Origin of the sequence: Fibrivirga algicola, from assembly GCF_011742925.1 — a bacterium.
Taxonomy (GTDB): domain Bacteria; phylum Bacteroidota; class Bacteroidia; order Cytophagales; family Spirosomataceae; genus Fibrella; species Fibrella algicola.
Window position 1 is genome coordinate 283,589 of record NZ_WAEL01000007.1, and the last position, 15,906, is coordinate 299,494.

The 15,906-nt window shown below is 54.6% G+C and carries 8 protein-coding genes; 4 read left to right on the forward strand and 4 right to left on the reverse strand.

Annotated features, from left to right (window positions below):
• Nucleotides 1–133: 133 nt before the first annotated feature.
• Nucleotides 134–6,832: a hybrid non-ribosomal peptide synthetase/type I polyketide synthase gene (locus F7231_RS19435; RefSeq protein ID WP_166693213.1), complete on the reverse strand. Its 6,699-nt coding sequence runs from the start codon at nt 6,830–6,832 to the stop codon at nt 134–136.
• Nucleotides 6,833–6,908: 76 nt separating this feature from the next.
• The gene (locus F7231_RS19440; RefSeq protein WP_166693214.1) at nt 6,909–7,454 is read right to left on the reverse strand and encodes a GNAT family N-acetyltransferase; all 546 of its coding nucleotides are present in this window, start codon (nt 7,452–7,454) and stop codon (nt 6,909–6,911) included.
• A gap of 301 nt (nt 7,455–7,755) precedes the next feature.
• Here F7231_RS19440 and F7231_RS19445 point away from each other — a divergent pair, with 301 nt between their 5' ends.
• Nucleotides 7,756–9,177: an arylsulfatase gene (locus F7231_RS19445; RefSeq protein ID WP_166693215.1), complete on the forward strand. Its 1,422-nt coding sequence runs from the start codon at nt 7,756–7,758 to the stop codon at nt 9,175–9,177.
• Between the two features lie 96 nt (nt 9,178–9,273).
• Here F7231_RS19445 and F7231_RS19450 read toward each other — a convergent pair whose 3' ends face one another.
• Both F7231_RS19450 and F7231_RS19455 read right to left on the reverse strand, forming a co-directional pair.
• Nucleotides 9,274–11,733 carry an outer membrane beta-barrel protein gene (locus F7231_RS19450; protein WP_166693216.1) on the reverse strand — a complete coding sequence of 820 codons (2,460 nt, stop codon included), beginning with the start codon at nt 11,731–11,733 and terminating at the stop codon, nt 9,274–9,276.
• Nucleotides 11,734–12,043: 310 nt separating this feature from the next.
• Nucleotides 12,044–12,922, reverse strand: coding sequence for an SMP-30/gluconolactonase/LRE family protein (locus F7231_RS19455; protein ID WP_166693217.1), 879 nt, complete (start codon nt 12,920–12,922; stop codon nt 12,044–12,046).
• A gap of 238 nt (nt 12,923–13,160) precedes the next feature.
• On the opposite strand from F7231_RS19455, the gene F7231_RS19460 reads away from it, so the two are divergent.
• The 3 genes from F7231_RS19460 (at nt 13,161) to F7231_RS19470 (ending at nt 15,858) form a co-directional block, all read left to right on the forward strand.
• A complete protein-coding gene (locus F7231_RS19460; protein WP_085415208.1) occupies nt 13,161–13,385 on the forward strand; it encodes a hypothetical protein in 225 nt (74 codons plus the stop codon).
• Between the two features lie 80 nt (nt 13,386–13,465).
• Nucleotides 13,466–14,362: a phosphogluconate dehydrogenase (NAD(+)-dependent, decarboxylating) gene (gnd, locus tag F7231_RS19465; protein ID WP_166693218.1), complete on the forward strand. Its 897-nt coding sequence runs from the start codon at nt 13,466–13,468 to the stop codon at nt 14,360–14,362.
• 143 nt (nt 14,363–14,505) lie between these two features.
• On the forward strand, nt 14,506–15,858 hold the full coding sequence (locus F7231_RS19470; RefSeq protein WP_085413969.1) for an OmpA family protein: 1,353 nt from the start codon (nt 14,506–14,508) through the stop codon (nt 15,856–15,858).
• The last annotated feature ends 48 nt before the right edge of the window (nt 15,859–15,906 follow it).

Genomic DNA, 15,906 nt, shown 5'->3' on the forward strand with positions numbered 1-15,906 from the left:
CTACATTACTTAACAATAAAAAGCGTCTGGTTGGGCGAGCTGACAAACTGCGGGCAGGTACGTACCTACTCGAAATTTGTCAACTCGTCCAACCAGACGCTTTTAGGAGGACTGAAAGCCGCCTGCTGGCTTGCTAGACCAGTTGCAGGTATTTGCCGGGCTGAGCTGGGTCGGAAACAAACCAGGCTGGATTGCCCTGTTTATCGCGGCCCAGGCGCGCATTGGGGACGGGTGGTTTTTTTAGATCGGTAAACACGTCGGTCAGTTTTACCAGGGGCGGTCCTTTGGGTACCAGAAACTGAGCGGAGATCAGTTCCTGAAGGCTGTCGGCGAATGCCTGCGCAATTTGATTGATGTCGGCATCGGTATGGGCCTCAGTCATGAAACAGGGAAATCCGTCCCAAATATGAATTCCTTTCTCCCGCATCAATGTAAAGAGTAATTCGCCGTAGGGAACATCCTGGGTGTATTTCAGCTTCCAAAGCGAACCAAACTGGCCTACAACCAGGGGTAGTTGTAGTTTGGCCAGCGTCAGTGTTAGTTTGTCAGCCAGTTGCTTGGCACTGGCTGTTAGCCGTTCCTGCAAGGCTGGTCCCTGTTCGCGCATGTGTTGCAGCGACGCCATGGCCGCGGCCAGTGCCAGTGGATGCCGAACGAACGTACCTGCAAAAAACGTCAGGTCGGCCTGCGGATATGAGTCATCGCCATATTGCCAGTACCCACCGTCTAATGCGTCCATAAACCGTGCCTTGCCCGCTACCACGCCGATGGGCAGGCCCCCGCCAACTACTTTGCCGTAGGTGGCCAGATCGGCCCGGATGCCGAACAGTGCCTGCGCGCCTCCCGGATGCATCCGGAAACCGGTGATCACCTCGTCGAAGATCAGCGCCGTTTGAGTCGCTTCAGTGATGGCACGTACCTCCCTGAGAAAGTCGACGGGCTGAAATTCGGGGCGGCGGCTTTGCACCGGCTCAACCAGAACGGCAGCCAGCTCGTGCGCGCGCTCCCGAATGATCTGTAAGCTCGCATCAGTACCGTAATCCAGGATCAGGATATTCTGCACCGACTCCGTTGGAATACCCAGGGCAGCGGGGGTTGCCTGGTGGCTGGCCCCACCCCGGCTGATAACCTCATCGAAAATGCCGTGGTACGAACCGGCAAACGTAACGATCAGCGACCGTCCGGTTACCGTGCGGGCCATGCGAATAGCACCCAGTACGGCCTCTGAGCCGGTATTGCACAGAGCGGCGCGGTCGAAGCCGGTAAATTCGCAGATCATCCGGGTCACTTCGCCGGCCAGCTTATGTTGCGGGCCAAGTTCGTACCCCTTTTCGATCTGATCGTGCAGAGCCGCTTTGAGCACGTCGGGCTGGTAGCCAAACATGGTAGAGCCAAAGCCGTTCAGCGCGTCGATGTACTCGTTCCCATCGATATCCCACAGCCGACTTCCCTTCGACGAGTCAACTACGATTGGGTACACCAGCTCTTTGGTCAGCGGCTTGAAACCGGTTACCGCTCGCGGGTCGGCCATATAGCGGCGGTGTTCCTGGGCGTACTGCTTACTGGCGCCCGTTTTTTTTGTGTATCGATCAGTCAGTTGCTGAATAAATGCCTGTTGGGTCGCGTTCAGTGCGGATGCCTGCCGCTCGATGCGGGCACCGGCTCCGAATGCCTGCTTCACCACTGTTTTCTCCGCGGCAACAGGTGTGGCCGTTGGCTTCGCTGCTGGTGCGGGGCTTACCGGCTGGGCAGGCTGCGAAACCGGCGGCTGAACGGGCACGGCCATTTCCTGCCCACGCAGGGCGGCCAGCTGCTGCGCCATAATCTGCAACTGCTGCTCGATCAGACTGACCAGCGGCGAGGAGGCGTCGGTTGTTCCTGTATACGGAACCGGTGGGGTCGGTTGTGGGGCGTGGCCATTTATCGCTTTTGGGGCTGGCAACGTACCTGGGACTGCCGCCGGGGCAGGTTGCTGTGCTTCCGGCATGGCTGGCCGAAAAGCGTCGGCTGGGAGGTCGTGGTCCAGGTAGGCAACCAGGTCGTTGGGCGTGCTGAACTCATCGTTTAACTGCCGGAACGAGATGGGAAGGCTGAATTTTTTCCGGAGGTTATACGAAAACTGAGTGAGTGCCAGCGAGTCAATGCCCATCTCAAGAAAGCTTGTTGTGGCTGGCAACTGGTCGGCCTCGATGCCGGACGTTTCGTTCAGTAACGTGTTAACGAGGGTGAGTAGATGGGTTTTTCTCATGGTTGATGTGTCTTCAGGTTGTCTGGTGGCTGGCTCGGTCTGTTCAGGAACCGGTTCCGGATTGATTGGGGGGGCGAGTGGCCGGGCCGGGTTCACCCAACACCGTTTCCGATCAAACGCATAGGTGGGCAACGCCACGCGCTGCCGGTTTGGCTCGGCAGAGAAGGCGGTCCAGTCTGGGTCAATACCTTTTGTCCAGAGTTGCCCCAGGGCAGTCAGCATCGACTCATAATCGGTTAGACTGCCTTTGCTGGTGTCGAGGCTGGCCAGCGCGCTGATTGGCCGTGGAATAGCCTGTTGGCGTGCCAGTGTCGAGGTTACAGTTCCGGGGCCGGCTTCGAGGAACAGCGGGGTCGATAGCGTAAACAGCGTTTCCAGTGCATCGGCAAATTGTACCGTAGCCCGCATATGGGTAGCCCAGTACCGGGCGCTGGTCGCTTCGGCGTCGGTAAGCCAGGTGCCAGTGACCGTCGATACGATTGGTTTTGTGGTGCGGTTCAACGAAATGCCTTGCACAATTTGCTCAAATTCGCCCACAATGGGGTCGATCATCGCAGAATGGAAAGCATGACTCGTTGCCAGGAGCCGGTTGGGTATTCCCTGGCCCGTAAGTTGCGCCGAGAAACTGGCAATTGCTTCGGCCGTACCAGCCACAACGCATAGCTTTTTGCTGTTCACGGCGGCCAGCGATAGCGTTGCCGGCAGCATGGCTGTCACGCTGGCCACATCCAGCCTGACAGAGAGCATATCGCCAGCGGGCAGGTTGCTGATCAGCTTACCGCGGCTGGCAATCAGCGCCAGCGCGTCTGGAAGCGAAAAGACACCCGCCAGGTGGGCCGCCACAAATTCTCCGATGCTATGCCCACAGAAAACGGTCGGTTCAACGCCCCAGCTTTGCCAGAGGCGAGCCAGTGCGTATTCGGTCACAAACAAGGCGGGCTGCGTAAACCGGGTGTCGGTCAGCCGATCCTGGGCCATCTGATCAACGGTAGCCGGGTATAGAATGGCGCGGATGTCGGTATCGAGGTGGGCCAGCAGGTACTCGGCGCAGGTATCTATGGCCTGTTTGTACACGGGCTCGTGTTCGTACAGCGCACGGCCCATGTTTACGTACTGGGCACCCTGACCAGGAAACAGGAATACCAGCTCGCCGGGGGCGTGTAACTGGTTGTTTTCTGGACGGGACGTGCTGGCGGCGGTAGGTGGGGTGGCCAGCGTATGTAGCAGCTCCTCCCGCGAACTGGCCAGGACGAACCGGCGGTGAGCAAACGACGGATAACGACGCTGGAGTGTGTAGGCTACGTCAGGTACGTTCAGATCAGCATGGCGGTGCAGGTGCGCGGCCAGCTGCGTCCCGTAGGCGGTCAGGCTACTGTCCGACTTGGCCGACCACGTAACCAGGTGCATGGGTCGATGGCTTTCACGCTTAGTCGAGTCAACAGCCGGTTGTGGCTGAGCGGATTCTTCCAGCACTACGTGTACGTTGGTACCACCCACACCAAAAGAGCTAACGCCCGCCCGACGGGGGGCAGTCGACGTCCAGTCGGTATGGGTATCGTTGACGTAAAAGGGACTATCAGCGAAGTTAATGACCGGATTAGGTACGTTGTAGCCGAGGGAGGCGGGCAACTGTTTGTGGTACAATGCCAGCGTGGTTTTAATAAAACCCGCCACGCCCGCAGCAGCCGTCAGGTGCCCCATATTGCTCTTTATAGAGCCCAGGGCGCAGAACTGTTTCCGGCCTACGTCGCCAAACGCCAGCGATAGTCCCTCTATTTCGATCGGGTCGCCGAGGGGGGTCGCCGTGCCATGCGCCTCAACGTAGCTTATTGTCGACGCCTCAACGCGGGCGTCATCAAGGGCCATACGAATAGCTCCGGCCTGTCCGTCGGCGTTGGGTGCGGTAAAACTGCCTTTACCACCCCCGTCGTTGTTGACACCCACGCCCTTGATGACGGCATAGATCGTATCACCATCCCGTTCGGCGGCTTGTCGTGATTTGAGCAGCACCACCCCGGCACCGTCACTGAAGAGTGTTCCCGTAGCGCTGGCATCGAAGGGGCGGCAGTGACCGTCTTTGCTGAGCATGGCTCCGGCTTCGTACAGGTGGCCGCTGTGAATGGGAGCCGTAATGCTGGCCCCTCCTGCCAATGCCAGTTCACAATGCCCCAGCCGGAGGCTATCCACGGCCTGGGTGATGGCGAGCAGCGAGGTAGAGCAAGCCGAAAATACGCTGACCGCCGGTCCGTTCAGGTTGAGCTGATATGCCGTTCGCGATGCGATGAAATCTTTTTCATTGACCGTCATCGCTTGAAAGCTGCCTACCTGATTGACCACTTGCTGGTTGGCCAGTACGTTGTTCAGGTAATACGTATTGTTGCCGCAGCCGGCCCACACGCCAATGCTTCCGCCATACTGCTGGGGCAGATAGCCCGCTTGGTCAAGCGCCTCCCAGGCGATTTCCAGGAAGATCCGCTGCTGGGGGTCCATCACCTCGGCCAGCTTCGTGTTGAGGCCGAAGAAGCCCGGATCAAACTGGTCTGCCTGGTCCAGGATACCTCTCGCCTTCACGTAAGCCGGGTCGCGGGTCAGTTCGGCTGGGAGGGCAGGGTCTAGTTCACTATCAGAAAAGAAACGGACTGTTTCCCTGCCTTCGCGCAGCAGATCCCATAGCGCATCGATCGTGTTGGCGCCCGGAAAACGGCCAGCCATGCCAATGACGGCCACCTCACCGGAATCGATCTGGGTAGGCCGCCTGGTGCGGGGTGTCAATTTGGACTGGGTGCGGCCATCCAGGTAGCCAGCCAGCGCCCGTAGTGTAGGAAACTGGTACAGCTTGGTAACCGGAATGTCATGACCAAGGGCCTGACCAACCGCCGCCATTGTTCGGACGGCGAGGAGGGAGTTGCCGCCTAGTTCGAAAAAATTGTCGTTCACCCCAATTCGCTCACTAGCCAGCACCTCTTTCCAGACGGCACTCAGCTTTTCTTCGGTGGGGTTGCCGGGCGCGATGTACTCACTTGAAACGGTAGCCTGTACGTCGTGGCTGAGGAGCGTTTTACGATCCACTTTCCCGTTGCCGGTAAGCGGCATGCTGCCAATCGGAATCAACAGGCTGGGAATCATGTACTCAGGTAGGCTGGTGCTTAGAAACGTTGTCAGGTCTGCTGACTTGACCGGCCCATCGGCAACGATAAAGCCAACCAGTCGTACGTCGGAATCGGCAAACGACCGGGCTACGACCACTGCGTGTTTTACCCCCGGAAACTGCTGAATGGCGTGCTCGACCTCGCCCAGCTCAATGCGGTACCCGCGAATCTTGACCTGTTCATCGATGCGGCCCATGTACTCGAGTTCCCCGCCGTCGAGAAGACGAACCAGATCACCGCTGCGATAGAGCCGTTCACCGGGTTGCTTGCTTGCTGGATGGGGGATGAAGCGTTGAGCGGTTAATTCGGGCCGGTTCAGATAACCCCGGGCCAGGCCTGCGCCACCCACGTATAGTTCGCCCGTGTCGCCAATGGCTACGGGGGCTTGGTCGCTGGAAAGCACATGTGCGCTTAGCGTTGGAATTGGCCGGCCAATAAGGCTGCTTGTGCCAGCTAGATGCTGCGCGGTAAGGGCCAGGTACGTTACATGTACGGTTGTTTCGGTGATGCCGTACATGTTGATGAGTTGACAGGCCGGAAACCGCTCATGCCAGGGTTTGAGCTTGGCGGGGTTTAACGCCTCACCCCCGAAGATAACGTACCTGACTGACAGGCTGGTTGCCCGGCTGGCGATCTGCTCCTGAAGCACATAGAACGCAGATGGCGTCTGGTTCAGAACTGTCACCCGTTCGGCCGACAGCAGCGCTCCAAACAGGCTGGCGTCCTTCGCGATGTGTTTAGGTACGATGACCAGCCGACCGCCGAATAGCAGGGCGCCATACATTTCCCAAACCGAAAAATCGAAGCAGAAGGAGTGAAACATCGTCCAGACATCCTGATCGGTAAAATCGAAGAGGGGGGAGGTTGGTTTCAGCAGACTGACTACACTGGTGTGTTCAATCTGTACGCCTTTGGGTCGGCCTGTAGAGCCGGATGTGTAGATGATGTAAGCAAGGTTACCGGGTTTCAGGTTGGTACTAACTGCGCTGACAGGTTCGTCCGTTATGGCTGCTTCAGGATCGTCGAGGCAGACAATCGAGGTGTCGGAACCAGCTGCCGCGAGTTTACTGCGCGATGCGCGGTCAGTGACGAGCACCTTCGCCTGCGTGTCGGTGAGCATGTAAGCGATCCGGTCGGCGGGATAATCCGGGTCGATGGGAACGTAGGCTCCACCGGCTTTCAGGATACCCAGTAGGCCAACGATCATGGCGATTGAGCGATCGAGGCAGATTGGAACGAGCGTTTCCTCGACAACGCCTAGTGTACGGAGGCGGTGTGCCAACTGAGTCGATTGCCTGTCCAGTTCCAGGTACGTTAGCTGGGTCGTGCCCAACACTACCGCCGTATTATCTGGGGTTAGGCTGACCTGCTCTGTAAATAAGTCGACAAGGGTTTTATCGGTGGGATAGGAAGCGGAATCGGCGGTTGTAGTCATGGTCAGCACGCTTTAGTTACCCTATTGCGAATCAAGGGCAGGTAAGCTGGTAGAGAAGCTTAATGAAACGCTTACATCAAATAGACTCGTTGGCTGCGTCCAGCCAATCGCTCGACAGATAAGAGTAGAGAATAGTATCCATCAAAATTCCATCCTTTACGGCGCTCCATCGCAACAGGCCTTCGTGCTGAAAACCAGCTCGTTCGAGCACCTTAACCGACGCCAAGTTATGGGCCATCGGTTTGGCATACAGTCGGGTCAGGTTAAACTCAGTGAACGCATGGTGGGTAATGGCCTGTAAGGCTTTAGACACGATACCGCGGCCCCAGAATTGCTCGCCCAGCCAGTACCATACTTCGGCCGAGTAGCGTTCGATATCCTCGCCGATGCGTATGCCAATGTTACCAACGGCTTCTCCATCAACGTCAATGGCAAAGTTGGTCTCCAGTGTCGGGTCAACTACGTATTGAATCCACTGCTGTGCATCAGCTGGAGTGTAAGGGTACGGGAAGCTGTCGCGTAGATTAAGCCAGATGGCCCTGTTGTTTGCATGTTGATGTAGGTTGTCTTCATCGCCATACTGCCACGAGCGAATCACACAAGGGCCACAGTCTATTCTCATTGTTTGTTCCGTATTGGAAAGAGAGATTAACTATTTTTTAATCTCATGGAAGTCACCATCTCTTTGACTGTATAAACCCAGAGTCGTCACACTATTTCAATGGATCAATTGCGCACATTTTGTGAAGATAGAGTACCACAGCGTTGTTGGTTAAGTATTTTGTGTACTACAACTGGCTTTTTTTGATCAATCTGTCACTAGGCATTTCCATACGTGTGAAGCCGACCCACTGGGCGACCACTAAAGGCTTGCTGAGAATACATTTTCTGTTCGCTTTAAGAAGTTAGTCTCTGTTCACAATATGCAGACTCGGTTGTTTTTGTGTCTTGTACTGCTGGCAATTGGCCTACACACGCTGTTGGCGTTCAGGCCAGCGATTAAACCGGGTATCCCTCCTAATATCGTCTTTATTCTTGCCGACGACATGGGGTATGGTGATCTGGGCTGCTACGGCCAGCAACGCATCAGCACGCCCCGACTCGATCAGATGGCCGCTGAGGGTATGCGGTTCACACAGTTTTACACGGGCAGTACCGTATGCGCACCCTCGCGGGCTACCCTTATGAGTGGTCGGCATACGGGCCGCACCTACATACGGGGGAATGGCGAGGTAGCGCTCCGGCCCCAGGATTTAATTTTGCCTGAGCAGTTGAAGAAAGCCGGGTATACGACGGGGCTGTTTGGCAAATGGGGGTTGGGTCCGCTGGGGACCACGGGCGAACCCCCCAAACAAGGCTGGGATACGTTTTTTGGCCAGTTGCATCACGTAGCGGCCCATTTCCAACAACCCGATACTCTCTGGCAGGCTGAGGCTGTTGATGGACGTATAACACCGGTAATTCAGCCGAAAGGGGCCTATGCCAATGAGGCTTTCACCGAAGCTGCCATCCGATTTATTGGCAAAAAACGTTCGCAGCCCTTCTTTCTATACCTAGCATTTACGTTGCCCCATGCTGGCCTGCAGGTACCCGAACAATTCACGAAAGCCTACCAGACGACGGATGGCAGCAGCCGGTTCGGTCCGGAAAAACCATACCCAGATGGGCAACATTACGGTGCTCAGCCACAACCCAAAGTGGCTTACGCCGCCATGGTTTCTTCGGTAGACGCCTATGTGGGGCAGGTGCTGGATGCACTGGCGAAACAAGGCCTTGACGAGAACACCCTGGTATTATTTGCCAGCGACAACGGCACGCATGTCGAAGGCGGGCGCAGCCGGGCCGATGTCGCTTATTTTCAGAGTAGCGGACCACTGCGGGGTATAAAGCGGGATTTGTACGAGGGGGGCATTCGCACACCGTTTATCGCCCGTTGGCCAGGGCGAATCAAACCAGGGCAGACCAGCACTTTTCAGGGAGCTTTCTGGGATATGGTGCCTACGTTTTGTAGCCTGGCGAAGATAAGACCGGCCGCCCCAACGGATGGGGTGTCTTTGCTGCCGACGCTGCTCAGCACCGGCCGGCAGCAAACGCACACGTATCTGTACTGGGAATTTTACGAAGCCGGATTCAGTCAGGCCGTAAGACAGGTCAACTGGAAGGCGATTCGCCGGGTTGGGCCAACTGGCACGGTCACAACCGAGTTGTACGACCTAAGCCATGACCCGTCCGAAAGCACCGATCTGGCTGCCCGTTTTCCTCAACGGGTGCAGGCATTACAAGCCCTGATGAAGCAGGCACATATTGACTCGGAACTTCCGCAATTTCGGGCACCAACGCTTTAATGCACGTATCCGTCGTGCGAAGGGGAACATAGAAAAAGCCAGTCCTCATCGTGGGACTGGCTTTTTGGTTTACTTAACCTAAACTAATCAAAAATCTTAACTGCCTGACTGCATGCGGTTTTTCAGGTCGTCGGCACCGGTGTTGCGCTGGCGTGCTGCCTTTACGTTCTGGTTGCCAAACCGGTAGGTGAAGGAGGCCCGGACAACACGGCTTTGCCAGAACGAGTGAATCCGAAGATTGATGTCCTGAAACTGGGCAACGCCTCTGAACTGATTCGTCCAGAACAGGTCATTTATATTGAGACTGAAGCGACCTTTCTTCTCCCAAACCTGCTTCTGTACGCCAATAGAGAGGGCTCCCTGCGGCTGGTTCAGGAAGAAACCGTACACGCTTTTGCCGTTATAAAAACCACTCACTTCAACCGATAGTGTTTTGCTCAACGTCAGGTTCTGGCTGCTATACACATTCCAGGATGTTTGGGCCATGTCTACCAACTGATCGTTGTAGTAGGACTTGTATCGGTTATAAAAAGCCGACAGATTGGTTTGCATTTGCCACCACTTGGTGAACTTGATCGGGAAGCTGACCGTCAGGTTAAGGTTATCCTGATTGTCGATGTTTTCCGTTGTCACATACGTCTTGTTTTCAGCCGGAATCTGGTGGGGCACTTCGCTTAAGATGGCATCGGTGATCCGGCTATAGGCCAGCGTGGTGATGAACGCCTGTTTAAACGTATGGGTCAACTGCATGGAGTGAGTAAACTGCGGCCGCAAATTGGGATTGCCCTGTTGGTAGGTGTATGGATCGAGGAAAAAGATGAACGGGTTGAGATTTTGGTAGTTGGGGCGATCAATGCGACGGCTATAATTCAGCGAGATGGCATTGTTGGTGTCGAGCTGATGCGTCAGGAAGACGCTTGGGAACAGGTTGGTATAGGTACGTTCCCGTACGTCGTTGAGCGTCACCGAGTTGCCGACCGAATTGGTGTGCTCGAGCCGAAGCCCCGTTTGCAACTGTGTTTTGTTGCTCAGTTTGGTGCTGTAGTTCACATAGGCCGCCGAGATGTTTTCGGTATAGATAAACCGGTTTGAGCGGGTTGGATCAACGGTCCAGTTGTCGGTTTTCGTTTCAAACGTGAGGTTGTTGTCTGACTCTACGCGGCTGGCTTTAAGACCTGCTTCGAACTTGCCATTGGCCAGTGGATGCGCATAGTCGATCTTGCCAACCAGAATGTTGATACCAGACGGCATCAGGTTACGGACCGAGTCGGGGCGGTTACTGGGCGTACCATTTGGCGTGAAATACTGGGTACCGAGCAGGTTGTTCGACCGGCCATCGTAGGTCACGTAGTCAACGTCAGCGCTTAGCTCACGGCCGTTGGCATTGAACTGATGCTTGATGTTCAGGTTACCGTTCAGGTTGGTCAGGCTGCGCGACGTTGCCGTGTTGGTAACAAACCGGCGCGTTACGATCAGGTCCTGATTCAGAATATCGGTGTTGCTTTCACCGTTAGGCTGGGTCCAGGTGTCGGTGAAGCCGCTGAATAGGGCACCTGCCGTTGTTTTTTTAGACATCGACCAGTCAATGCCCGCCTTGAAATTGTGGTTTTGACTGCTGCTACTACGGCTCGTATGCTGATCGAAATATGTTACGTTGCCCTGATAAGGAATGCGACGGTACAGATCATTTCCGTTGAAGTTGTTGTACTGCCCCACGCTATAGGTACCAAACAGGTTCACCTTGCCTTCGCGATGATTCAGGTTAAGCGAAGCCGACGCTCTGCCACGACCATTGGGTTGCAGGGTCTGGCCCAGCCCCACCGTGAAGGTGCCGTTAGTGCCAACGTTTTTATTCTTTTTGAAGCGGATATTGATAATCCCAGAGTTACCGGCCGCGTCGTATTTCGACGATGGATTGGTGATCACCTCCAGCTTCTCAACGTTGTCGCTTGGGGTATTGCGCAGCAGGTTCATCAACTCCTGCGTGGAGAGATACGACCGCTTGCCGTCGATCTCGACAATCACGCCGCTCTTTCCGCGTACTTTAATGTCTTCATTCTGCTGGTCGACGGTTACCCCCGGGGCTTTTTCCAGCACCTCTAACAGGGTATTGCCCGCCGCAACGGCACTGTTTTCTACGTTGACAACCATACGGTCTACCTGTTGCTCAATGAACGGTCGCTTCGCTACCACTGTCACTTCAGCTAGCTTACGCTGTTCTTCAGCTAGTTGTAACTGGGGCATTTTAATTGACGTATGGTCAGCATCCAGCACGAATTCGTCGCTGCGTACTTTCGCGTAGCCAACTTGCTGTGCATTGAGCCGGTAGTGACCAGCCGCAATATTCTCGAATAGGTACGTCCCTTCAGCATCAGCAACGGCGCCCTTCACCAGAGTAGAATCGCTCGCTTTTACAAGGAGCATGGTTGAAAAAGGAAGCGGCTTGTTGGCCTGGTCTATACACTGACCGGTGATGGTGCCCCTGATGGGCTGCTGGGCATTGGTGAATGTTGTGCCGAACCAGTAGAAAACGGAGAGTAGAATGAGTGCACGCATAAGGTGTGTTGGCGAGAGCCTTTATTGATGTTGTAAAACTAAGGTACTATGTACTGCATAGTACCTTTCTTACATGAACGGCAGGTTTATTGGGATCAGTGGTTCTGCTAACCGGACGGTGGCGATGCTGTGTACTGCTTAGCCGGAATTACATAACAGATGAAAAAAGGGGTAGGGTGCGTTGCATGGTGCCCCTTTAAAAATTGCCGTATCCAGCTACAGGCATGGTCGTTGACAGTAGGCAGGTACTAAAAAACCCGATTTGCAGCGAGCAAATCGGGTTTCTGTTTATAACCAGGAGGCTTTTTTTTTAGTCGACCTTATAGGCAACAACGGTATTCGTAGAGAATGTAGGTACCAGCAGGAGTTTTCTGGATTTGATATACTCAATGTCGGCCGAGTTGATTTTGCTCGCCCGCGTATCAAGCAGGCTCTGTTTTACCCCGTTCTTATCGACGTAGAAAATCTGTCCGGCCCAATCCGATACGAAGAATCCACCTTTGCCATCGCTGACGATTCCGTCTGTGTTGGCCATCCCGTCGGCCAGGGTGGTCATGTTTTTCGTAGCCAGGTCAAGTCGGCGAAGTGCCCCGATTTTTGTACTTCCAAGCAGGAGCGACCCGTTGCCATCGGCTAGCACACCATTTGGTTTGTTCAATTGCTCACCTGACATTAACACCTCCCAGTTCCCATCCTTCAACCGGTACAGTTTGTCGAACCGGTTGTCGGTCACGTAGACGGTGCCGTCTTTAGCTACGGTCACGTCGTTTAGAAACGAATTTTTTGGGTCGATCGCGTCGTAGGTTTTCTCTGCCTGACCGGTGCTGGTGTTGATCTCTACCAGCCGATACACGTCGGTTACATACAATTTGCCGCGGTACAACCCCATCCCTTTAGGCGCGTTCAGGCCAGTAGCCCAGCGCAGGTTGGTGATCTTTCCGTCAACAGTCATCTGGCTGATAAAGCCTGTTCCGTCCAGCACATCCGCTTTTCCGTCGATATTGGCAACATAGACAATATCTGTTGCCCTGTCGTACAGCACTGATTCGGGCACACGCAGGGTTGTATCTGTTTCCCAGACTTTTACCAATTTTTTTGGCTTAGGTTTTGCTACGGTCTGTTGGCTACTGCCGAGCAGCAGCCCGGCCGCCAGCACTAGGCAGGCAAGCGGACCTGATTGTTTACGCATGAGTGAGTTTGTTTTCGCTGGCAAAAGAAGTAGAGATTTTGCCGACTACAAGCACCGTCGACTACTTTTCCAGCAATCGGTTTAGGCGCACGCGCAACACGCACTTTTTTGATGGATAGTGAGTCAAAATTCGTCAGGCCGGGGAGTTGAGCCAAAAATCGGCCGCCACCTGCATTTTTTAATAAACCTTCTAACAATGACCATGTTAATGACCTGCTACCTTCTTAATCGTACGACCATGTTTATCCAAAACAACCAACAAAACGTGGCTTCTTCGCTCAAGGCGAGTATCCAGGACCTGGCCCGCCTGAATCACTATTACAACCCGTCAGACGAGATGCTCTGGACTTTTTTTAACGAACGGGTGCTACTAAACCAGCCGATCAAAGTAGATGAGTTTGTCGTGCAACGGCTGCTGTCGGGCGACCCGGACAGGCATATTCCAGCGGCATTGGTGGGATAAATGCCGGGTGATGCGTAACATTACGCGGTCTACCGGAGCCTGCTCCGGCATTTAGTTTCATTACACTCTCCGTCTGTTTTATGCAAATTGGATTTGTTGGCCTCGGTAAAATGGGCTTCAACATGGTGCTTAACCTGCTGCGCCATAACCACGAAGTAATTGGTTACGATATCAACGAAGCGTTGGTAAACGAAGTAAAAGGCGAAGGCGCACAGGGCGTACTGACGCTACCAGACCTGTGCAATGCACTACAGGGCCGCCGCGTACTGTGGCTGATGATTCCGGCTGGTCCGCTGATCGACCGGGTAATCGACCAGCTATTGCCGCTAATTAGTGAAGGTGATATCCTGATCGATGGGGGGAATTCGCACTATAAGGATACGATGCGCCGCTATGCGATGCTGAAAGAAAAAGGCATCAACTACGTTGACTGCGGCACGAGCGGGGGAATGGAAGGAGCTCTGAACGGAGCCTGTACGATGGTTGGTGGCGACCCTGACGTGGTGGCTTACATCGATCAGGTGTTTACTGACATGTCAGTAGAAAATGGGTACCTCTACACGGGTCCTGCTGGTAGTGGCCACTTTACCAAGATGGTCCACAACGGGATTGAATACGGCATGATGCAGTCAATTGCTGAAGGATTTGAAGTGCTCGAAAAAAGTCCGTTCCCGTATGATTACCGGGCGGTTGCCAAAATGTGGAACAACGGTTCAGTTATCCGTAGCTGGCTGATGGAACTGACTGAGAATGCGTTCTCGAAAGACGCGAAGTTAGAGTCGATCTTAGGCCGGATGCACTCGTCGGGCGAAGGTAAATGGACTCTCGAAACAGCGTTGGATATGGGTGTGCCTACCCCAGTCATTGCTATGTCGGTGCTGATGCGGTATCGTTCGTTGCAGGAAGATACGTTCTCCGGCAAAGTAGTCGCTGCCCTCCGCAATGAGTTCGGCGGCCATGCCGTCGATAAGAAATAAATGTTGATTTCAGGGGTTTGCTGACTACGCTACTAACTGATTAGCTGGCAGCGTAGCCAGCAAACCTCCGAAGCTTAGTATGCAAACTTAACATTACCTCTTCCGCTGCGGTTAATAGTCTGATTCACTTTTCGTGTCGAACTATGGCTGTTAATCTGCTTACTTACCTATCCGACCAATTTACGCCCGCTGTGCTTGATCAGTTGGGCCAACGGATCGGCGAATCACCTGCCAATACAGGGGTCGCCGTACAGGCAATCATTCCAACGGTGCTGGGTGGCTTAGCCCAACGTACCCACTCCGTATCTGATGCCAATGAGATTGTCGACTTTTTGCGGCACTCCAAGTACACCAATACAGCTACACCCCTCGATATTGCTCAGGTGAGTAACACGGCTGCTGATACCCAGGATGCGGTGTCGGCGGGCGGGACGTTTATTGAACGGCTGTTTTCTACAAACGTTGAAAAAGTAGCTACTGCTATCGCCCGGCACAGCCAGATTAACCGAACCTCGGCGTTGAGCCTGATGGATCTGGTCGGGGCTGTATTGGAAGGTATACTGGGTCGGCAGTCGCTCGAGAATGGGCTAACGGGGGTAAACCTGAGCACGCTGGTAGGGGGGCAGGTAGCTGGCATTCGGGCTGGTTTGCCCGCTGGCCTGGCTGGTCTGGCTACTTCACTGGGGTTCGACAAACTGGGTGGGCCCGCCACAGGCGACGAGCAGGCTGTCACCACCTTTATGAGTACACCTACCAATCCGGATATTCCTAAAAGTCCACTGGTTGAGCGGGAGCGTGAAAACGTAGGCTGGCTGCGCTGGGCGATGATTGCGGTGGGGTTACTTATTCTGTTCCTGATTGTTCAGAAATGCCGTCAACCTCAAACGGGCGCCGATGGCGTATACACGGATACCACGGCCCGCTCAGAACCCGACAGTCGGGAAGATACCTCGGCTACCGCCCGGGCCAATGCTGCGGAATCGAATGGAAGTCCGGCTGGGTCAATTCCAGGTGGTCCGGCAGGTGCAGCAGCAGCGGCTGCGGAGGAAAAACGCCAGCTAGATTTGCCGGGTGGCCGACGCATTCGTGTAGCGGACAATACGTTCAATGCCAATCTGGCTCAGTTTCTCTCAGGGAAAACAAGACCGTTGCCTCGCACCTTCACCTTCGAAAACCTGACCTTCGAAACCAACTCAACCCGGATTACTTCTGAATCGCGACCAAACGTAAACGATCTGATCGAGATCATGAACGCCTACCCGTCGCTACAGATAAACATTCAGGGACATACTGATAATACGGGCGATGCTGGTGCTAACAAAAAACTTTCCCTTGAGCGAGCTAATGCCATTCGGTCTGCCCTGACATCGGCAGGGGTTAGCGCAAACCGAGTAACTACACAAGGCTTTGGGGCGGAGAAGCCTGTTGCCACTAATGATTCAGAAGAGGGCCGCCAGCAAAACCGGCGGATCGATGTGGTGGTGACGAAGGTTTAAGCCTGATACTGGGGTAGCTAGAGCGATATAATTACGGTTTCTACGTAG